16 protein-coding genes are annotated in these 20,964 nt (G+C 51.4%); 9 read left to right on the top strand and 7 right to left on the bottom strand.

Going from position 1 to position 20,964, the window contains the following annotated elements; all coding sequences use genetic code 11:
- Positions 1–152: 152 nt before the first annotated feature.
- Together metG and BZG83_RS08735 are read left to right on the top strand one after the other, a co-directional pair.
- Positions 153–2,189 (top strand): methionine--tRNA ligase, encoded by a 2,037-nt coding sequence (metG, locus tag BZG83_RS08745; RefSeq protein ID WP_077480158.1) that lies wholly within the window; start codon positions 153–155, stop codon positions 2,187–2,189.
- A 281-nt stretch (positions 2,190–2,470) separates the two neighbouring features.
- On the top strand, positions 2,471–3,253 hold the full coding sequence (locus BZG83_RS08735; protein ID WP_077480156.1) for a hypothetical protein: 783 nt from the start codon (positions 2,471–2,473) through the stop codon (positions 3,251–3,253).
- Positions 3,254–3,338: 85 nt separating this feature from the next.
- On the opposite strand, the gene serS is transcribed toward BZG83_RS08735, so the two are convergent.
- The 5 genes from serS to lrp all read right to left on the bottom strand — a co-directional run bounded on the left by serS (position 3,339) and on the right by lrp (position 10,244).
- Positions 3,339–4,625 (bottom strand): serine--tRNA ligase, encoded by a 1,287-nt coding sequence (serS, locus tag BZG83_RS08730; protein ID WP_077480155.1) that lies wholly within the window; start codon positions 4,623–4,625, stop codon positions 3,339–3,341.
- 187 nt (positions 4,626–4,812) lie between these two features.
- The gene (locus tag BZG83_RS08725) at positions 4,813–6,075 is read right to left on the bottom strand and encodes a replication-associated recombination protein A (protein WP_077480168.1); all 1,263 of its coding nucleotides are present in this window, start codon (positions 6,073–6,075) and stop codon (positions 4,813–4,815) included.
- A 69-nt stretch (positions 6,076–6,144) separates the two neighbouring features.
- On the bottom strand, positions 6,145–6,774 hold the full coding sequence (gene lolA, locus BZG83_RS08720) for an outer membrane lipoprotein chaperone LolA (protein WP_108743610.1): 630 nt from the start codon (positions 6,772–6,774) through the stop codon (positions 6,145–6,147).
- Positions 6,775–6,789: 15 nt separating this feature from the next.
- A complete protein-coding gene (locus tag BZG83_RS08715) occupies positions 6,790–9,510 on the bottom strand; it encodes a DNA translocase FtsK (protein ID WP_077480166.1) in 2,721 nt (906 codons plus the stop codon).
- 239 nt (positions 9,511–9,749) lie between these two features.
- Positions 9,750–10,244 carry a leucine-responsive transcriptional regulator Lrp gene (gene lrp / locus BZG83_RS08710; RefSeq protein ID WP_077480154.1) on the bottom strand — a complete coding sequence of 165 codons (495 nt, stop codon included), beginning with the start codon at positions 10,242–10,244 and terminating at the stop codon, positions 9,750–9,752.
- 166 nt (positions 10,245–10,410) lie between these two features.
- Here lrp and ald point away from each other — a divergent pair, with 166 nt between their 5' ends.
- The 7 genes from ald to infA all read left to right on the top strand — a co-directional run bounded on the left by ald (position 10,411) and on the right by infA (position 17,984).
- Entirely contained in the window at positions 10,411–11,535 is a 1,125-nt protein-coding gene (ald, locus tag BZG83_RS08705; protein ID WP_077480153.1) for an alanine dehydrogenase, read from the top strand.
- Between the two features lie 116 nt (positions 11,536–11,651).
- Positions 11,652–12,611: a thioredoxin-disulfide reductase gene (trxB, locus tag BZG83_RS08700; RefSeq protein WP_069588816.1), complete on the top strand. Its 960-nt coding sequence runs from the start codon at positions 11,652–11,654 to the stop codon at positions 12,609–12,611.
- An 82-nt stretch (positions 12,612–12,693) separates the two neighbouring features.
- A complete protein-coding gene (cydD, locus tag BZG83_RS08695) occupies positions 12,694–14,463 on the top strand; it encodes a heme ABC transporter permease/ATP-binding protein CydD (RefSeq protein ID WP_077480152.1) in 1,770 nt (589 codons plus the stop codon).
- Positions 14,456–16,174 (top strand): heme ABC transporter ATP-binding protein/permease CydC, encoded by a 1,719-nt coding sequence (cydC, locus tag BZG83_RS08690; protein WP_077480151.1) that lies wholly within the window; start codon positions 14,456–14,458, stop codon positions 16,172–16,174. Before cydD ends, cydC begins: the two co-directional genes overlap by 8 nt.
- A gap of 20 nt (positions 16,175–16,194) precedes the next feature.
- Positions 16,195–16,914 carry a leucyl/phenylalanyl-tRNA--protein transferase gene (aat, locus tag BZG83_RS08685; RefSeq protein ID WP_077480150.1) on the top strand — a complete coding sequence of 240 codons (720 nt, stop codon included), beginning with the start codon at positions 16,195–16,197 and terminating at the stop codon, positions 16,912–16,914.
- Positions 16,911–17,636 carry an arginyltransferase gene (locus BZG83_RS08680; RefSeq protein WP_077480149.1) on the top strand — a complete coding sequence of 242 codons (726 nt, stop codon included), beginning with the start codon at positions 16,911–16,913 and terminating at the stop codon, positions 17,634–17,636. The genes aat and BZG83_RS08680 overlap by 4 nt, the downstream gene beginning before the upstream one ends.
- A gap of 129 nt (positions 17,637–17,765) precedes the next feature.
- Positions 17,766–17,984 (top strand): translation initiation factor IF-1, encoded by a 219-nt coding sequence (gene infA / locus BZG83_RS08675; RefSeq protein WP_069588804.1) that lies wholly within the window; start codon positions 17,766–17,768, stop codon positions 17,982–17,984.
- A 67-nt stretch (positions 17,985–18,051) separates the two neighbouring features.
- Here the strand turns inward: infA and clpA are convergent, their stop codons facing one another.
- Together clpA and clpS are read right to left on the bottom strand one after the other, a co-directional pair.
- Positions 18,052–20,307 (bottom strand): ATP-dependent Clp protease ATP-binding subunit ClpA, encoded by a 2,256-nt coding sequence (gene clpA, locus BZG83_RS08670; RefSeq protein ID WP_077480148.1) that lies wholly within the window; start codon positions 20,305–20,307, stop codon positions 18,052–18,054.
- A 43-nt stretch (positions 20,308–20,350) separates the two neighbouring features.
- Positions 20,351–20,671, bottom strand: a complete 321-nt coding sequence (clpS, locus tag BZG83_RS08665; protein WP_077480147.1) for an ATP-dependent Clp protease adapter ClpS — start codon at positions 20,669–20,671, stop codon at positions 20,351–20,353.
- Between the last annotated feature and the right edge of the window lie 293 nt (positions 20,672–20,964).

Genomic DNA, 20,964 nt, shown 5'->3' with positions numbered 1-20,964 from the left:
ACCGTCCAATTTATTCATTATTTGGGTCCGCGTCCCTAACCAATTATGCGTAAACGCCTTATGACACGGCCTTGCTCTAGGCAAGGCATATCGTATCAGGTAAGATTTCCGCAATCATTCCATTCATATCATAAGAGCGAACAAACAAGATTATGGCTGCAAACCCACGTAAAATTTTGGTGACCTGTGCGCTGCCTTATGCGAACGGCTCAATCCATTTGGGCCACATGCTCGAGCATATTCAGGCAGATGTATGGGTCCGCTATCAGCGCCTGCGCGGCAATACTACTCACTTTATTTGTGCCGACGATGCTCACGGCACGCCTATTATGTTGAAAGCGCAGCAAATGGGTGTGGAGCCCGAAGCCATGATCGCCGATGTGCAAAAAGAGCATAAAGCCGACTTTGATGGCTTTAACATCAGCTTTGATAACTATCACAGCACGCACAGCGAAGAAAACCGCGAGTTGGCGTCATTCATTTACACCCAATTGCGCGATAAAGGCTATATCACCAGCCGTACGATTTCACAGCTGTTCGATCCTGAAAAAGAAATGTTCTTACCGGATCGTTTCGTCAAAGGTGAGTGCCCGAAATGTCACGCTGACGACCAATATGGCGATAACTGTGACAACTGTGGCGAAACCTATGCACCGACGGAGCTCATTAATCCTCGCTCGGCGGTCAGCGGTGCCACCCCTGTGATGCGCGACTCTGAGCACTTTTTCTTTGATTTGCCGCAGTTTGAGCAAATGCTGAATACCTGGACTAAATCAGGTGCGCTGCAAAGCGAAATTGCCAACAAAATGAACGAGTGGTTCGAAACCGGTCTGCAACAGTGGGATATCTCGCGTGATGCGCCTTATTTTGGTTTTGAGATCCCAGACCAGCCCGGTAAGTTCTTCTACGTTTGGCTCGACGCCCCGATTGGTTACATGGGCTCGTTCAAAAACTATTGCAACAAGCACAACGACATCGACTTTGACGAGTACTGGAAAGAAAACAGCGAGGCAGAGCTTTATCACTTTATCGGTAAAGACATCGTCTATTTCCACAGCTTGTTCTGGCCGGCGATGCTGGACGGCGCTGGATTCCGTAAGCCAAACAACGTCTTTGTGCATGGCTATGTAACAGTAAACGGCGCGAAAATGTCCAAATCGAAAGGGACATTTATCAAAGCCAGCACTTATCTAAAACATCTCGATCCTGAGTGTTTGCGTTACTATTACGCCGCGAAGCTAAACAGCCGTATTGATGATCTTGACCTGAGCTTGGATGATTTTATCCAACGCGTAAACTCAGACATCGTCAATAAAGTGGTCAACCTTGCTTCGCGCAACGCAGGCTTTATTAGCAAGCGTTTCGATGGCCAATTAGCCGATACCTGTGCTGAGCCTGAGCTTTATCAGTCATTTGTTGACAAAGCCGAGCACATTGGTGAGCTCTACGAAGCACGCGAATACAATCGCGCTATTCGCGAGATCATCGCATTGGCAGACAAAGCAAACCAGTATGTCGACGAGAAAGCCCCTTGGGTGGTTGCCAAAGAAGAAGGCAAAGACGCCGAGCTTCAAGCCATTTGCTCTGTCGGCATTAACCTATTCCGCGTGCTCATGACGTATCTGAAACCTGTGATGCCTCAGCTTGCAGAGCGTTCAGAAGGATTCTTGAATGACACCCTGACTTGGGAAAGCATTGCTCAGCCACTGACAGGCCACGCCATTAGCAAGTTCAAAGCGCTGTTTAGCCGTATCGATCCGAAAGCGGTGGATGCCATGATTGCCGACAGCAAAGAAGATGTCGCGGCGGAAGAGGCAGAAAAAGCGAAAGCGCAAGGTCCTTTAGCGGATGATCCTATCGCTGAGGAAATTGAGTTTGGCGATTTTGCAAAAGTCGATCTGCGTGTGGCTAAAATTTTGGAATGTGAATCCGTGCCTAAAGCGGACAAGCTGCTCAAGTTTAAGCTCGATATTGGTGGTGAAACTCGCCAAGTGTTCTCTGGGATTAAATCGGCTTACAAGCCTGAGGATTTAGTCGGTAAACACACGGTAATGGTCGCAAACTTGAAGCCACGTAAAATGAAATTTGGCATGTCAGAAGGCATGATCCTCGCCGCAGGACCGGGTGGCAAAGAGTTGTGGATCCTTGAACCACACGAAGGCGCCCAAGCGGGCATGCGTGTGATGTAAGCCAAGACTCACTGGCACCGCGCCACCTTGCGGTGCTGAGATGAACGTAAAAGAGAGCCTTGATGGCTCTCTTTTTTATGCGCGCTTTTTATCAGGTATCAGTGAAACAGTCGCCAATGCGTCAAAATAGTGCATCACTTCACCAGCACAGTGCGAAAACGGCGCAGTTTTCTTTCATTGTCGGCTGCCTAGCCCCTTGCACAGGGCGTGATAAATCTCTCATTTTAGGCACGATTCCTGCTGGATAACTCATATCAGCGACTGAAACGCAGGGAGCGACTATGGAATGGCTATTAATGGTAGGAACATTAGCATTGAGCATCGCGGTGGTGGTAGCGGTACAGCTCTTCCGTCAGCGCCCAGATTTGCACTTACACCAACTGCATGAACTACGTGTGCTGTTACAGCATGCTCAGCACCTAGCCACCCAATCCAGTATTAGCTCAGACGACTACCAAGTGCTGTTAAGCCAAACGCGTCACCTTCACCAACTGGCTCCCCAAGCACAGAAGCCGATGTATCGAGTCTTTTTTCATCACCTTCATGCCTTACCATCTTACGACAACGACACCCAAACCCGTATGAAAAATCGGGCATTGCAGCATATCGTCTACTTGGTGGATGAAGCAGTCCCGCCCGCATTGATCGCGCAACGCGACGACACCCGTTTGGAGGCTTATCAGCAACTTTGGTATACCATTTTAGAACTACTGCAAGCGAGACAGCGTTACAGCCATGCGGCATATCAAGAGCAACAATCTGTGCGCAATGCCCAGCAATCTCTTACCTTACACCAGCAAATACTCGCGAAGCGCTTACGCCAGCTACAGGCTTTGTCATTGGCCGACGACATCCAGCGAGAGATAGCAGAGGTGTTAAACCAGCTCGCGCAGTCAGAACAACTGCCCTTTGAGCATAAAGTTGCGCTATCGCAGCGTGTAAACCGAATTATGCTTCACGTGCTCGACAGCTTTATCGCACGTGTACTGACGCGCTATCCCTGCCAACAGGATGATGCACTTAGCCCCATCGCGCCGTTTCCTCAGTCAGGTTCGGGGCAATGACCTGCCTCACCAGCGTGTCGTCACCCCAATAAAAAAGGGCCGGCAATCATGCCGACCCTTTGTTCTTTAACCCTGACTCACTTCATTAGCCAATGTGCGTTTGACCGCCCATGTATGGACGCAATACCTCAGGGATTTCAATGCGGCCATCTGCTTGTTGGTAGTTTTCTAAAATAGCTACCAGAGTACGACCAATGGCCAAGCCAGAACCGTTCAAAGTATGCAACAGCTCAGGTTTTTTCTCGCCTTTGCGGCGGAAACGCGCCTGCATACGGCGTGCTTGGAAATCCATGGTGTTTGAGCACGATGAAATCTCACGGTAGGTGTTTTGTGCTGGCAACCAGACTTCTAGGTCGTAGGTTTTCGCCGCGCCAAAGCCCATATCGCCCGTACACAGTAACACTTTACGATATGGCAGGTTAAGCAGTTGCAACACCTTCTCTGCATCCGCAGTGAGTGATTCAAGCGCTTGCATAGAATCTTCTGGCTTAACGACTTTGACCAGTTCAACTTTATCAAACTGGTGCATACGAATCAGGCCACGGGTATCGCGACCATAGGAGCCAGCTTCTGAACGGAAACACGGTGTGTGTGCCGTCATGCACAGCGGCAAATCGGCCTCGTCAACGATTTCATCACGCACCATGTTAGTCAGCGGTACTTCCGCGGTTGGGATCAAAGACATGCCAACCCCTTCTTCGGTGGCCGGCTTGGTGTTAAACAAATCTTCACCAAATTTCGGCAACTGACCCGTACCATAAAGGCTGTCAGCATTGACCAAGTAAGGCACATACATTTCGGTGTAACCGTGCTCGTTGGTGTGCAAATCGAGCATAAACTGGGCCAAGGCACGATGCATACGCGCCATCTGCCCTTTCATCACAATGAAGCGTGAGCCTGACAGTTTCACCGCACTGGCGAAATCAAGCCCGCCAGAAAGTTCGCCCAAATCAACGTGATCTTTGATTTCAAAATCAAACTGACGCGGCTCACCCCAACGAGATACCTCTAGGTTTTCAGACTCGTCTTTACCCGTTGGGACTTCATCGGCTGGCAAGTTTGGCACCGCCATTACCACGTCGTTCACTTTCTGTTGCAGTTCAGCCAGCTCGGCTTTTGCAGCGTCCAGCTCGTCACCCAAGTTCGCGACTTCTGCTAGTAGTGGCGCAATGTCCTCACCCTTCGCTTTAGCCTGGCCAATGGACTTCGATCGGGAGTTACGCTCTGCTTGCAATTGTTCGGTGCGAATCTGCAGGGATTTACGTTGTTCCTCGAGTTCACGTATAGCGTCAACATCGAGCGTAAAGCCACGACGAGCGAGTTTTTGAGCCGTTTCTTCCAGCTCAGTTCGAAGTAATTTGGAATCCAGCATGCTAATCCTGTGCTTTCGGGTTGATTAGTTGATTATCACTTGTCATCACGATTTGAAGACAAGCTGCGATCGTGCGTATTGTATAACGCGATTGGCCGAGGGTGACCGTGGATGTCACCACTACTAGGCGACTGCGCCTTCATGGTGCAGCCGGACTTTAAACCTTACCCAAAAAGGGTGAAGTTGCCTAGCGCTTTTGCGGGCTTTTTGCGTCAAGCTCGTCCAGAAAGGCGAGCTTTTCAGCGATTTTAATTTCTAGCCCGCGATTAACGGGCTGGTAATAACGCACATCACTGACTTCATCGGGCAAATAACGCTCACCAGCGGCGTAGGCATTCGGTTCATCATGGGCATAACGATACCCGTCGCCATGTCCCAAACTTTCCATCAGGGCCGTCGGTGCATTGCGAAGGTGCATAGGGACAGGCGCATTCGCCGTCGCTTTTGCATCGCGAAGCGCTTGTTTCCACGCGGTGTAGACTGCATTGCTTTTAGGAGCACAGGCAAGATACACCGCCGCTTGTGCGATCGCGCGTTCACCTTCCGCCGGCCCGACTCGGGTAAAGCAATCCCATGCGTTCAATGCAACCTGCATGGCACGCGGATCGGCGTTACCTACATCTTCAGAGGCGATCGCTAACAATCGACGCGCCACGTACAAGGGATCACCACCCGCGGACACGATACGGGCATACCAGTACAAGGCGGCATCTGGGTTAGAGCCGCGCACGGACTTATGAAATGCTGAAATGAGGTCATACCATGCGTCGCCTTGCTTATCGAACTGTGCCACCTTCTCCCCAGCGACGTCTTTCAGCATCGCCATGGTCACCGAGCCATCAGCCATATCGGCTAACATTTCCAGCAGGTTCAAAGCCATGCGCGCATCGCCACTACAGGTGTCCGCCAGAGCGTCTTTCACTCCCGTATCAAAACGTAGCTCTCGCTCACCGAGCCCTCGGTTTTTATCCGCCAAAGCTTGGTCAATCACCGCAATCAAATCATCACGCTCAAGCGCACTCAGCCGGTACACCCGCGCACGAGATAGCAAGGCGTTGTTTAGCTCAAAAGAGGGGTTTTCAGTCGTGGCACCAATAAAGGTGACTGTCCCCGCTTCAACATGCGGTAAAAACGCGTCTTGTTGGCTTTTGTTGAAACGGTGAACCTCATCAACAAACAGGACAGTACGTACTCCGGCTTGTTTATTCTGCTCTGCACGCACAATTGCATCGCGAATTTCTTTCACGCCCGAGGTGACCGCAGACAATCGTTCGATTTCCGCATTGGCTTGACGAGCAGCGATATCTGCCAAGGTGGTTTTGCCTGTGCCCGGTGGACCCCAAAAAATCATTGAATGCAGACTGCCAGATTCGATGGCGCGGCGAAGAGGCTTGCCCTCGGCCAATAAATGCTGCTGGCCAATGTACTGATTTAACGAAACCGGCCGCATGCGAGCAGCAAGCGGCCGAAAGTCGTCAGCAAAATCTAGCGGTAGTGTCGACAATCTTCTCTCCCGTGATTAACGCGGCTGACGTTGATCATCCACCAGCACCGAGTCCGGTGGTGTAAATTCAAACAAGGATGCATCCGGTGCCTGACGACTAAACTGGCTGAGCGTGAATTGGCTTTGCTGTCCATCTTGCTCGGTCACCCGAAAATGAGTCAGGGTTCCATCCGGTTTTACCGTCACGGCAAAGGTGCCAATACTCCCTACCGTTTTTGGGGTCAGGGTAAAGGTGTCACCTTGCTGGGTAATGGTATACGTCTGCCAATCGTCTGGCTGATTGCGGGTTAACAACACAAACGGAGTTTGTGCAGTCGCATCGTCTAACCACATCGCAGTGACTTGCTCGACAAACGGGCTGTAGTACCACAATGTTTCCCCATCAGAGATCATGATATTTTCATCGGGTGTGGTCGTGGTCCAATTGAACAAGTTGGGACGTTCAATGGATAGTCGTCCTTTTGCAGCGTGGATCTGCTCTCCTTCAGGGCTGATCACGACCTGTTCAAAATTGGCGCTAAAGGCATCCACCTTACTCAATCGGTCCATTAGCTGTTGCTGGGCTGTTGATTGCGCTTGAACGGCAACTGCAAACATCAGCGTCAGCATCGCGATGAGGTGGCGATAAAAAGCTTTCATTTTCATACAACGTCCATCTGATTACGCTTTCGGTGGCGGCGGCGCCAACACTTCTCGGTTACCGTTGTGGCCCGGTGAACTTACGACACCGTGTGCTTCCAGTTGTTCCACAATTCGAGCCGCGCGGTTATAGCCAATTTTAAAGCGGCGTTGCACCCCTGATACAGAGCCACGGCGGCTTTCGGTGACAAACTCAACCACTTGGTCAAACAGCTGATCCAGCTCTTCGCCGTCTGCGCCCGTCGGCGTTTCTCCCGGCAATAAGCTATCGGACCCCTGATCGCCATGAGTGATCTCTTCGAGATACTGCGGCTTACCGCGCGCTTTCCAGTTATTCACCACACGGTGCACTTCTTCGTCACTGACAAACGCGCCGTGCACACGGATAGGATGGTTAGAGCCGTTGGGCATGAACAACATATCCCCCATGCCTAACAGCGACTCTGCACCCCCTTGGTCCAAGATGGTGCGCGAGTCAGTTTTCGTGGAGACGGTGAAAGCCATCCGGGTCGGAATGTTCGCTTTGATAAGGCCGGTGATCACATCAACGGATGGGCGCTGGGTGGCAAGCACTAGGTGAATACCCGCGGCGCGGGCCTTTTGCGCCAAACGGGCGATCAGCTCTTCCACTTTTTTGCCCACCACCATCATCAAATCGGAAAACTCATCAACGACCACGACGATATAGGGCAGCTTCTCAAGCGTAGGAGCCGTTTCATCCATGCTRTCACTCGGCTTCCAGAGTGGGTCTGGAATCGGGTTATTCGCCGCCTCAGCGGCTTTGACTTTCTCGTTAAAACCTTTGAGGTTACGGACACCTAACGCCGACATTAGCTTGTAGCGTCGCTCCATCTCGCCAACACACCAGCGCAATGCATTGCCCGCATCCTTCATGTCGGTGACCACTTCGGTGAGCAAGTGCGGGATCCCCTCATACACGGAAAGCTCCAGCATTTTCGGGTCGATCATGATAAAGCGGACATCTTCGGGTGCCGCTTTGTAAAGCATACTGACGATCATGACGTTCACACCCACCGACTTACCCGAGCCAGTCGTACCGGCGACCAGTAAGTGAGGGGCTTTGCCTAAATCGGTCACAATCGCTTCACCGGCAATGTCTTTTCCTAACACCACAGAAATCGGCGACTTGCTGTTCTTAAAGCGCTCGCTACCAACCACTTCCGACATAAAGACGGTCTCGCGGTTTTCATTGGGTAGCTCGAGTCCGATATAAGGTTTACCTGGGATCACTTCCACTACCCGCACCGCGGTGGTCGACAAAGAACGCGCTAAGTCTTTCGACAATCCAGAAATGCGCGACACTTTGACACCCGGCGCTAAGTCCAGCTCAAAACGCGTAATCACGGGGCCGGGATAAACCCCCACAACACGCGCTTGGATTTTATAATCCTCAAGTCGTGCTTCGACTAACCGCGCGATTTGTTCAAGTTCTTCCCGTGTCGCCTGTGAAGCGGTTTTTCGCGCAGGATCAAGCAAATCTAAGGTCGGGAAAGGCTCGGCAGGTTTTGGCAAGTTTGGCTCATCTTTGACTAAGAAAGGATGATCGAGCCCAGCAGCCTGTTGCTGGGCTTGCTGCGCTTTACGAATCGTTTCTTGGAACGGATCTTCATCGTCCTCAGCCGCCCCAGCGGCTTGCTCGGCACGCTCTAACTCAGACAAACCGTCTTGATTGCCATAGGTGGTTTCATGAGATACCGGCTCACTCGCCACCTCTTCACTTTCGTCACTTCCATCGCTGGATGCATCGGTCTCTTGCCACGGCGGTAATGTTTCATCCTCCGGCGCGTCATCCGGCAGCGGTACGTTCGGTTGGGTTGGTTCGTCTTCTGGCTCGACAACCCCTTGCCACTGTCCAAAGTTAGGCTCAGGGTCATCCCGTGTTTTGCCATCGTCATCGGCGGGTAAGGCTTGTCCCCCAAAGATAATCGGCGTGCTTGGTGCGGCTGATGCCCTATCCTCTGGGACTTCTTGCACACTCGGAGACGGGGTGAAGCGGCGCAAATCACTTAATTCCATCGGCTCTGCCGCGTCAGTCACCTTGTCTGACTCGGTGACGGTTTGTGCAGCAGGCTTGCCAAGCTCAGTCACCTTATCGCCACGGAGGCGGTTAACCAACCAAGTAGTGGCCTTTAAGGTCACCGACCCTAGATTATCCACAATGCTTAGCCAAGAGATCCCAGTAAACAATGTAAACCCTGCAGCCCAACAAAACAGCATCACCAATGTGGTGCCTAGTACGTTAAGCAGTGGCAATGCCAAACTGTTGGTGACATCGCCCATCACTCCCCCAGAGGAGAAATGCCAAAAATCATCAAAATTGAGATCGGCTAGCGAACAACTGGTTAGGAATAGAACGAAAAGCCCTAAGATCCTCGCGGCTAAAATCGTGTAGTTGAGTGGCTCGTCGTCGCCACGGCGGCGCAAGAAAACCCAACCACCCAGCATGGCAGCTGGCGGTAATGGGTAGGCCAAAATACCGAATGAGAAAAAGAGGCTGTCGGCGACCCACGCCCCTAACGAACCTGCCGCATTATGCACATCACCGTGCCAAGCAGTTTGTGACCAAGAGGGATCAGCCGGATTAAAAGACAGCAACGCAACCATCACAAAGACGGCCGCTGCCAGCACCAAGATAAAGCCACACTCTTTCAAACGCTGAGCGCCATCCAATCGCACCTTGGGCTGAGCCGATTTGGGCTCACGACGCAAAGAAAACTCCATCATCACCTGTTTAATACTTTTCGTTATTCGCATTCCCCACCATGGTTTGAGGTTTGCATTCGCCACTGCACTGACTTTACCACATTCGTGCCTGAACAGCAGGCATGATGCGAGTCAGCGATGAATCTTTACCGAGATATCACATAATTGTTGCTGATTAAGGCAAAAAAGAAACCGAGCACGGTGGCTCGGTTTCATCGTTTGGGGATCGACACCCATGTCGCGATTGGCAAACAGGTTTAGCGGGYGCGAATCACCAAATGATTGCTCTGCTTCACCTCTTCCATTACCACATAGGTGCGTGTGTCATTCACACCGGGCAAACGCAGCAAGGTTTCACCCAATAACTTGCGATATGCCGACATATCAGCTACTCGTGTTTTAAGTAAGTAGTCAAAATCACCGGAGACAAGATGACATTCTTGGATGTCTTCCAGTGTTTGAACCGCTTTATTGAATTGCTCAAACACATCTGGTGCGCCACGGTTCAAAGTGATTTCGACAAACACCAGCAATGATGCGTCGAGAAACTGGGGATTGAGCAGCGCCGTATAGCCAGTGATATAGCCTTGGCGCTCCAAGCGACGGACACGTTCGAGACAGGGGGTAGGAGAAAGACCGACTCGTTTAGATAACTCAACGTTTGAAACACGCCCATCCTTTTGGAGCTCATTCAGGATGTTGCGGTCAATGCGGTCCAATTCCTTGGAGGGCTTTTTTTTGGTATCTACCATTTTTTATTCCACCTTGTTACTTCCTTGCAAAAAGATATACCGAATTAAATAACATCTTTATAAATTTTAGCATCAAATGCTGATTTTTTCCCTTTATACTAGCCTGAAAATTGACAATATCAACAACTAGCCAGCCGATAACACTGAATAAACAAGAGGTGACAGCATGATCATTGGCGTTCCAAAAGAGATCAAAAACCATGAATACCGCGTTGGGATGGTTCCAGCAAGTGTCCGCGAACTCATTTCTCACGGCCACTCCGTTTACGTAGAGACCAACGCTGGTAACGGTATTGGCTTCTCTGACGACGACTACAAAGCCGCCGGCGCATCTATCCTTCCTACCGCAGCTGACGTGTTCGCCAAGGCCGAGATGATTGTTAAAGTCAAAGAGCCGCAAGCAGTTGAGCGTGCCATGCTCCGTGAAGGACAGATTTTATTCACCTATCTGCATCTTGCACCAGATTTTCCACAAACAGAAGACTTAATTAAGAGTAAAGCCGTCTGTATCGCCTATGAAACCGTAACAGATTCTAAAGGTCGATTGCCACTCCTTGCACCTATGTCTGAGGTAGCGGGCCGTATGTCTATTCAAGCAGGTGCACAAGCACTGGAGAAATCACACGGCGGCTCAGGCATGCTACTAAGTGGTGTTCCAGGCGTTGAACCGGCCAAAATCGTAGTACTCGGCGGTGGTGTTGTCGGTTCAAACGCAGCTCGCATGGCCGTTGGCCTACGTGCTGACGTGACTATTTTAGACAAAAATGTCGATACACTGCGTCGTTTGGATGAAGAATTCCAAGGTCGCGCAAAAGTGGTCTACTCCACAGAAGAAACACTGGAGCAACACGTTCTCAATGCTGATCTGGTTATCGGTGCGGTACTGATCCCAGGTGCAGCCGCGCCGAAACTGGTTAACGAAGACCACATCAAGCGCATGAAACCAGGTGCGGCCGTGGTCGATGTTGCCATTGACCAAGGCGGCTGTTTTGCGACATCACACGCGACCACCCATGCGGATCCAAYCTACATTGTTGATGATGTGGTTCACTACTGTGTTGCTAACATGCCTGGCGCGGTCGCTCGTACCTCTACCGTTGCTCTCAACAACGCGACCCTGCCTTATATCGTGAAGTTGGCTAACAAAGGCTATCGCGATGCCTTGGTAGAAGATCAACACCTGCGCAATGGTTTGAACGTTATTCATGGTCAAGTCACCATCAAAGAAGTGGCTGAAGGCTTTGAGCTTCCTTACGTTGATGCCATGGACGCATTAAAAGCTGCACATTAATGTGCGTTTTGTACCCTACAATCACAGGGCACCGTCACGGTGCCCTTTCTTTACCCGTCCAATTTACCTACAATCAGGCCATTCAAAACGAACCTCTATCCTGCCCGGAGACGTGAATGAGTAACATTAAGCATGCTAACCTATTGATCCTTGGCTCAGGCCCTGCTGGCTACACCGCTGCTGTTTATGCGGCGCGTGCCAACCTGAATCCAGTCATGATCACGGGTATGCAACAAGGCGGCCAGCTAACCACCACCACAGATGTAGAAAACTGGCCTGGCGATCCAGAAGGCCTCACGGGTCCAGCCTTGATGGACCGCATGAAAGACCATGCGGAGAAATTCGACACCGAGATTATTTTTGATCACGTCAACGACGTTGATCTGTCTCAGCGCCCATTTCGTTTAAAAGGCGACAGTGGCGAATACACCTGCGATGCCTTAATTATTTCGACAGGTGCATCCGCACAATATCTTGGTTTGCCATCAGAAGAAGCCTTTAAAGGCCGTGGTGTCTCCGCCTGTGCAACCTGCGATGGCTTTTTCTATCGCAACCAAAAAGTGGCTGTGATTGGCGGTGGTAATACCGCGGTCGAAGAAGCCTTGTATTTGTCTAACATCGCCTCTGAAGTCCATGTAGTGCACCGCCGTGATAGCTTCCGTGCGGAAAAAATCCTTGTGGATCGCATGATGGACAAAGTTGAGAACGGTAACATCGTTTTACACACTGACCGTGTGCTGGACGAGGTGCTTGGCGATGAAATGGGCGTCACTGCTGTGCGCTTAAAAGACACCCAAAGTGATGCGACAGAAACGCTGGATGTCATGGGCGTATTCGTCGCTATCGGTCATAAGCCAAACACTGACATTTTTGCCGGTCAATTGGAGATGGAAAACGGATACATCAAAGTGGCTTCCGGCCTGAACGGTAACGCCACACAAACCAGCATTGAAGGCGTGTTTGCCGCTGGCGATGTGATGGATCATGTCTACCGCCAAGCGATCACGTCAGCGGGCACCGGCTGTATGGCAGCACTCGATGCTGAGCGCTACCTTGACGGGTTAGCTGAGAAGTAACCCTCGCGCGATCCCACGCAGGCTGCCCCTGAGCAGCCTGCTCTGCCTCACTCGCAGGCCTTTCATAAAACAATAAGACGATATGGATAAATCTAAACAGCGGGCGCTAACGAAATGGCTCAAGTCGCAGAGCGTGTTAGCCAAACCCTGGTTAGTTGCGACGATTGGCATAGCCTTTACATCTGGACTGCTACTCATTGCCCAAGCAGCGCTCCTCGCCCATTTGCTTTATCAGCTCATTATCGAACAAGCCGATAAATACAGTTTACTGCCCAGTTTCATTGGTCTGGGGGCCGTAGTATTACTGCGTGCGGCCTGTAGTTGGGCCAAAGAGCGAACAGGCTATCGCTGTGGCCAAACTATTCGCCACCATATTCGCCAGTTGATCTTGAATCGTCTTCATGAACTCGGCCCCGTGAGTATTCAAGGTCGTCCGGCGGGCAGTTGGGCTAGCTTGCTCCTCGAGCAAGTCGAAGAATTACAGGACTTCTTTGCCCGCTATTTACCGCAAATGGCGATTGCCGTATTGATCCCCGTGGTGATTCTCGTCACCGTGTTCCCGATCAATTGGGCCTCCGGCTTGATATTCTTGATTACCGCACCGCTAGTGCCCTTTTTTATGGCCTTGGTGGGGATCAAAGCCGCCGACGCAAATCGCAAGAATTTCAAAGCACTGCAACGACTGTCAGGCTATTTTTATGACCGTTTGCGTGGCTTACCGACACTGCGACTGTTCAATCGCACTGATGCAGAAGCCGAACAACTGCATCTAGCGTCACACACCTTCCGTAAACGAACCATGGAAGTGCTAAGACTGGCTTTCTTGTCGTCTGCCGTGCTCGAGTTTTTTACGGCCATTTCCATTGCAGTTGTGGCTGTCTATTTCGGTTTCAGTTTCATTGGTGAACTGAACTTTGGCCACTATGGTGCCCCGATATCGCTATTTACTGGCTTATTTGTGCTGGTGCTCGCGCCTGAGTTTTACCAGCCATTACGTGATCTTGGCACGTTTTATCACGCAAAAGCCCAAGCGATTGGGGCTGCCGAATCCATCGTCGAGTTTCTCGATGCGCAACCGGATACCGGCACACAAGGCCAAGAGACACCCGATCTAGAGGCTGTCACCATCACCGCGCGTGACCTCGAAGTGCTCAGCCCTGATGGCCATGTCTTGGCGGGGCCGCTCAATTTTGACGTCAAAGCCGGTGAGCATATTGCACTTATTGGCGTCAGTGGCGCAGGTAAGTCGAGCCTGTTGAATGCACTGCTCGGCTTTTTACCCTATCGCGGCAGTCTGATCATTAACGGTTGTGAGCGCCGAGCGCTCTCACTCACCCATTGGCGCCAAGCGATCAGTTGGGTAGGCCAAAATCCACAGCTATTCCATGGCTCTATTCGTGACAACATTGCGCTCGCCAACCCTGATGCCACGCCTGAATCGATTAATCATGTGATGACACAAGCCTATGTCGATGAGTTTGTTATGCGCCTGACTGACGGGCTGGCTCATCCCGTTGGCGATCGTAATGGCGGGCTATCAGTCGGCCAAGCACAGCGTATCGCGGTTGCACGTGCTTTATTGCAAGACGGTGCACTATGGGTATTGGATGAGCCGACGGCAAGCCTTGATGCCCACAGCGAACAACTGGTCAATTTGAGCTTACACACAGCGACCCAAGGAAAAACCTGTATTCAGGTGTCACACCGCCTCGATGCGCTCGACAACTGCGATCAGGTTTGGGTCATGGCTGATGGCGCCATCACTCAGCAAGGCAAATTCAAAGATATCGCCGCTCAAGGGCAGCTTGCTGACATGCTAGCCTCAGCAGACAGGAGAAATCTCGATGCGTGAACTACTCCCCTACTTACGCCTGTATAAGCGTCACTGGTTTGGTCTTAGCTTGGGCATGGTGTTGGCGTTTGCCACCTTGTTTGCCGCGATTGGCCTATTAACCTTATCAGGCTGGTTTATCGCTGCGGCGGCCGTGGCTGGACTCACTGGCATGGCCACCTTCAATTACATGTTGCCCGCTGCTGGCGTGCGTGGTTTTTCTATCGGCCGTACCTTTGGGCGCTGGGCAGAGCGCGTCGTCAGCCACAATGCCACGTTTAAATTGCTTGCCGACCTACGGGTAGCGTTTTTCCGTAAGCTTGCGCCTTTGGTGCCGGATCAAACCCTGAATGTGCGTGATGGCGACCTGCTCAATCGCATGGTGGCCGATGTTGATGCGATGGATCACGTCTATCTGCGCTTGGTCAGTCCCATGGTTGTTGGCGCCCTCGGCGTCCTTGCTGTGAGTCTGTTTTTGGGTTGGTTCGACCCAACCTTAGGGCTAGCGTTAGGCGGCTGTTTATTGGCGTTACTGCTGGGGTTACCCGTTATTTTTTACCATCTTGGTAAGCAACATGGACGCCAGCAATTAGAACAAAATGCCGCTACCCGAATCGCCCTACTCGATTGGCTGCAAGGCCATGCCGAACTCGCCCTTTTTGGCGCAGAATCCCGTTATCGTGCACGGGTTGATGACAGTGAAAAAGCCATGCTAGCCGCGCAGGCGAACATGGCAAACGTCACCGGCTGGGCGAATGCGGTGCTGATGGCGGCAACCGGTTTAACCTTAGTTTTGATGATTTGGTTAGCTGCCGATGGTGTGGGTGGTCGCTTGCCCGATCCGCTGATTGCAATGGTCGCGTTTACCACGATGGCAAGCTTTGAGTTGATGATGCCCATCACCGCGGCTTTCCAATATTTGGGGAAAACCCTGACCGCGGCTAAGCGGCTCAACCGGATTACAGAGCGTACACCCAGTGTCTATTTTCCGCCGCAAGGACATGCCGATGCGGTGCAAGGTGAGCTCAAGCTGGATAACGTCAGTTATCAATACCCAGAGACTGCAAACCCTGCCTTAAACCACATTTCTTTGCACGTACATGCGGGGCAAAAAGTGGCGCTACTCGGTCGGACCGGATGTGGAAAATCAACCCTGCTTAGCTTGTTAACACGCGCATGGGATCCAAGCGACGGCGAGATCCATCTTGACAGCAAGCCGTTACGTCAATGGTCAGAGCCGGCGTTACGCCAAGCGATTTCTGTGGTCACACAACGGGTCGACATGTTTAATGGCACCTTGCGCGATAACCTGATCTTGGCATGCCCGCAGGCCAGCGACGAGACGCTGACGCAAGTGTTAACCCAAGTAGGCTTGCAGACCTTGCTGGCCGAGCCAGGGCTCAATGCGTGGATGGGAGATGGAGGCCGACAGCTTTCTGGTGGCGAGCGACGACGGATTGGTATTGCGCGTGCCCTTCTGCATGACGCACCTATCGTTTTATTAGATGAGCCAACCGAAGGGCTAGATGTGCAAACGGAGGCGCAGATCCTATCCTTACTACAGCAACATTGTGCAAACAAAACCGTGGTGTTTATCACTCACCGCTTGGTCGGGCTTGAGCAAATGGACACCATTTGTCTCATGGATGCCGGAGAGATTGTCGAACAAGGCGATCATGCTGCACTCATGGCGGCAAACGGACGCTATGCACAACTGCGACAACGCTTGTAACACATGGAGAGACTGCGGGTATGACCCTCTTTTTGCCGCCATTAGCAGCAGATGATTTTCGCTTTCCTCCGGTGAGCGATGCACTCGCCCACCCAGATGGCCTGTTAGCCATTGGCGGTGATCTCTCGGCTGCACGGCTGATGTCTGCCTATCGAAGTGGTATTTTTCCTTGGTTTGGTGAAGAAGACCCGTTACTTTGGTGGTCGCCAAGCGAACGGGCCATCATTCGTCCCTCTGACTTTCACGTCAGTCGCAGCTTGCGCAAAGCGGCGCGTAAAAGCCAAGTGACCGTGACCATCAATCACGCCTTCGAGGCAGTGATTCATCAATGTGCCGCCATCAGGGGCCCTGAGCAAACTTGGATCACCGACCAGATGCGTGAGGCCTACCTCGCCCTCCACCAGCAGCACGATGCGCACAGTGTCGAAGTGTGGCAAGAGGACCAACTCGTAGGGGGATTGTATGGTGTCGCCGTAGGACAGTTTTTCTGCGGTGAATCCATGTTTTCGCTTATCGATAATGGCTCGAAATTCGCGCTTTGGCAGTTTTGTCGTCACTTTCAAGCTCAAGGTGGTCAGTACATCGATTGCCAAATGATGACGCCCCACCTTGCCTCTCTCGGCGCCAAGGCATGGCCGCGGGATGAGTTTATTCACGCCCTATACGCGGCACGAGACTCACGCTTAAAAGCCGCATATATGCCGCACGTTATCGCGGACTTTCGTGAGAGGCAGTCATGAGCGTCGCGCTAAAGGTCGGCCTTACTCCAGCCTCTCGCTGCCAATATATATCGACAGAGAACGAACAGCTCGCGGTCGTGCTATCCCCTGACATGCACCACCCTGAGGGTTACCAGCAACTGATCAACGCCGGTTTTCGCCGCAGTGGTAACATGATGTATCGCCCGCACTGTCCTCACTGTAATGCGTGCCAATCCTTGCGCATTGATGTTGCCGCGTATCAACCAAGTAAAAGCCAAAAGCGCCATCGCAGCCAACTCAAACGGCTTCGGGTAAAGGTTAGCGACCAGCTCGACCCAAACTGGTTTTCACTTTACGATCAATACATCACCGCGCGTCATGCTGATGGCAATATGTACCCAGCTAAAGCAGAGGACTTTATTGCCTTCACCCATAGCGACTGGCTTCACCCCTGCTTTATTCATTTGTATGACCCTGATGGCGGTGAAGAGACCTTAGTTGCGATTGCCGTTACCGATGTGCTGAGTGATGGTTTAAGCGCCTTATACAGCTTTTTTGACCCGTTCCATCGTTTTTCATTAGGACGCGTCTGCATTCAAGCTCAACTTGAGTATGCCAGCGCCGAGAAAAAATCGTGGCTTTATCTGGGCTATCAAATTGATGATTGTCCAGCCATGCGTTATAAAGCGGATTACTTCCCGCACCAACGCTTTATAAATCACCAATGGCGACTCTTTAGCTTGCCCATATCCACCGCTTAGTGGCTATTTTTTCTAGCAAGCTTGGCGTCAACAGGGTAAAATTCGCACCCGAACTTTACAGACTTTCAGAATAGAGGCATTATCTGTCGGTCAAAAAATTGGCTAAAACAGTAAGCCTAAGAGGATTCAATGGCAAAAGAAGACGTAATTGAAATGCAAGGTACCGTGCTAGACACGCTACCTAACACTATGTTCCGCGTTGAGCTAGAGAACGGTCACGTGGTGACTGCCCACATTTCAGGCAAGATGCGCAAAAACTATATCCGCATCCTGACCGGCGACAAAGTCACTGTTGAAATGACCCCTTACGATTTGTCGAAAGGTCGCATCGTTTTCCGTTCGCGTTAATCCTCATAACGCGATCAAAAAACCCGGCGCATGCGCCGGGTTTTGCTTATCAGACTTCTCCTACGCTTTATGCAGGTTCCATCTGGTCGCTGAATTGGAAATCCAAGCGGTTGTTTTTAAGCACAACACGCACTGTCCCTCCGTTCACTAGGCAGCCAAACAACAGCTCGTTTGCCAACGGCTTTTTCAGGTTGTCTTGAATCACCCGGCCCATTGGACGCGCGCCCATGGCTTTGTCATAGCCCTCTTCGGCAAGCCAGCGCTTCGCTTCGGATGTCACTTCCAGAGACACACCTTTCGCATCCAGCTGAGCTTGTAACTCAACAATAAACTTATCAACCACTTGCAGAATGACCGTTTCATCAAGGTGATTAAACCAAATGATGTTATCTAAACGGTTACGGAATTCCGGTGAGAACACCTTTTTAATTTCCGACATCGCATCGTGACTGTGATCTTGTTGAATCAAGCCAATCGACTTACGGACCGTCTCTGCCACACCAGCGTTGGTAGTCATGACTAAAATGACGTTACGGAAGTCCGCTTTGCGACCGTTGTTATCGGTCAACGTCCCGTTATCCATCACCTGTAGCAACAAGTTAAACACGTCCGGATGCGCTTTTTCGATTTCGTCCAGTAACACCACAGAGTGTGGATGCTTGATCACTGCATCAGTTAACAACCCACCTTGGTCGTAACCCACGTAACCTGGAGGCGCACCAATCAGTCGACTCACAGTGTGGCGCTCCATATATTCGGACATATCAAAGCGCTGTAACTCGATCCCCATGGCACGTGCCAGTTGCACCGTAACTTCGGTTTTACCCACACCGGTTGGGCCTGCGAATAAGAACGAACCCACAGGCTTGTTCTCCTCGCCTAGTCCCGCTCGGCTCAGCTTAATCGCTTCCGACAGCGCCGTAATCGCCTTGTCTTGACCGAACACCAGCATCTTCAGCTTATCTTCCAACGACTGAAGCACATCTTTGTCCGACGACGACACTGATTTTTCTGGGATACGCGCCATCTTGGCAATCATCGACTCGACGTCCGCAACATTCACGGTTTTCTTACGCCTGCTCGCTGGCGCCATCCGACAACGCGCCCCAGCCTCATCAATCACATCAATCGCTTTATCTGGCAAATGACGCTCATTGATGTATTTAGCCGACAGTTCAACCGCCGCACGGATCGCCTTGTTGGTATAGCGAACCTCATGGTGCGCTTCATATTTCGGCTTCAATCCCATCAAAATCTTCGTGGTGTCATCGATAGACGGTTCAATGACATCGATTTTCTGGAAGCGACGTGCCAAGGCACGCTCCTTCTCAAAGATGGAGCCATATTCTTGATAGGTTGTTGAGCCAATACAACGTAACTTCCCGCTGCTTAGCAATGGCTTAATCAAGTTTGCGGCATCAACTTGTCCACCACTCGCTGCCCCCGCACCGATAATGGTGTGGATTTCGTCGATAAAGAGTACGGCATGATCTTCTTTCTCAAGCTGCTTTAAAATGGACTTAAAGCGCTTCTCAAAATCGCCACGATATTTGGTGCCTGCCAGAAGCGAGCCAATATCCAGCGAGTAAATCACGCAATCTTTGATGACATCAGGGACTTGCCCTWCTACGATTCTCCATGCGAGGCCTTCAGCGATAGCGGTTTTACCCACGCCGGCTTCGCCGACTAACAGCGGATTGTTCTTACGACGGCGGCATAGCACCTGAATGGTGCGTTCCAGTTCCTTGTCACGACCAATTAAAGGATCGATGCCCCCGACCCGCGCGAGCTGATTCAGGTTGGTGGCAAAGTTTTCCAGCTTATCTTCACCTGGCTCGCCACTCGCCTCTTCAGCGCCCATGTCGCTACTGGGCAAATCGTCGTTGTCATCTTTCGTGGTGCCGTGAGAGATAAAATTCACCACATCCAAGCGACTCACGTCGTTCTTTTTCAAAAGGTAAGCCGCGTGAGATTCTTGTTCGCTAAATATCGCGACCAATACGTTCGCCCCACTCACTTCGCTGCGCCCTGACGATTGCACGTGGAACACCGCGCGTTGCAGTACACGCTGGAAACTCAGTGTCGGTTGCGTTTCGCGTGATTCGTCATCAACAGGGATAAGAGGGGTAGTTTGCTCAATAAACGCATCGAGCTCTTTACGCAGGCCATCTAGGTCTGCGCGGCAAGCTGTCAGGGCTTCTTGAGCGGCGGCGTTGTCGATTAACGCGAGAAGCAGGTGCTCCACCGTCATGAATTCGTGGCGCTTTTCACGCGCACGTGCAAAGGCTCCGTTGAGACTCGCTTCAAGTTCTTTGTTCAGCATAAGGCACCTCCCTCAATAACCGCGCTAAAGCGTGCCGGAGAAATCATGCTTTCTCCATGGTGCACAGCAATGGATGACCATTCTCTTTGGCGTACATCATCACTTGTGCCACTTTCGTTTCCGCTACCTCTGCGGTGAACACACCGCAAACGGCTTTTCCTTCGTAGTGCACCGTCAGCATGACTTGCGTCGCTTTGTCCACGTCCATGGAAAAAAACGTCTGGAGCACTTCAATGACAAACTCCATCGGCGTGTAGTCATCGTTGTTCAGCACCACCTTGTACATAGATGGCGGTTGTAGCTTCGTCTTCTCTGACGCTGCGATGTCAGCATCAGGGAGCGCCCACTCGTTCCAATTACTCATAACCACTTACAATGCATTATTTGGGTGTCTAGGCTGTCGTTGTGGCGGGGCGTTGCTGCCATCCACTGAACCCGTCCACCTACCTTTAAAGTTAAGCCACAGATTGTATTCCAGCAACCCTTTCAATGCGAACAAAGTGTGTCTGTGCAATTGTTAGTCACTTACTGATATATCTAGGGGTAAAAGTGCTAAAACGTTCACTGTTCAATAAAAACATCTCAACCCCCCACCACAAGAGGTGTACAAAAATAAAGACATTTCACGACCATGAAGTGGAAATAACTGTGTGGATG

This window comes from Salinivibrio sp. PR919 (assembly GCF_001995355.1).
GTDB lineage: Bacteria > Pseudomonadota > Gammaproteobacteria > Enterobacterales > Vibrionaceae > Salinivibrio > Salinivibrio proteolyticus.
The sequence above is the reverse complement of the archived record's forward strand: the minus strand, read 5'-3'. Positions and strand labels throughout refer to the sequence as shown.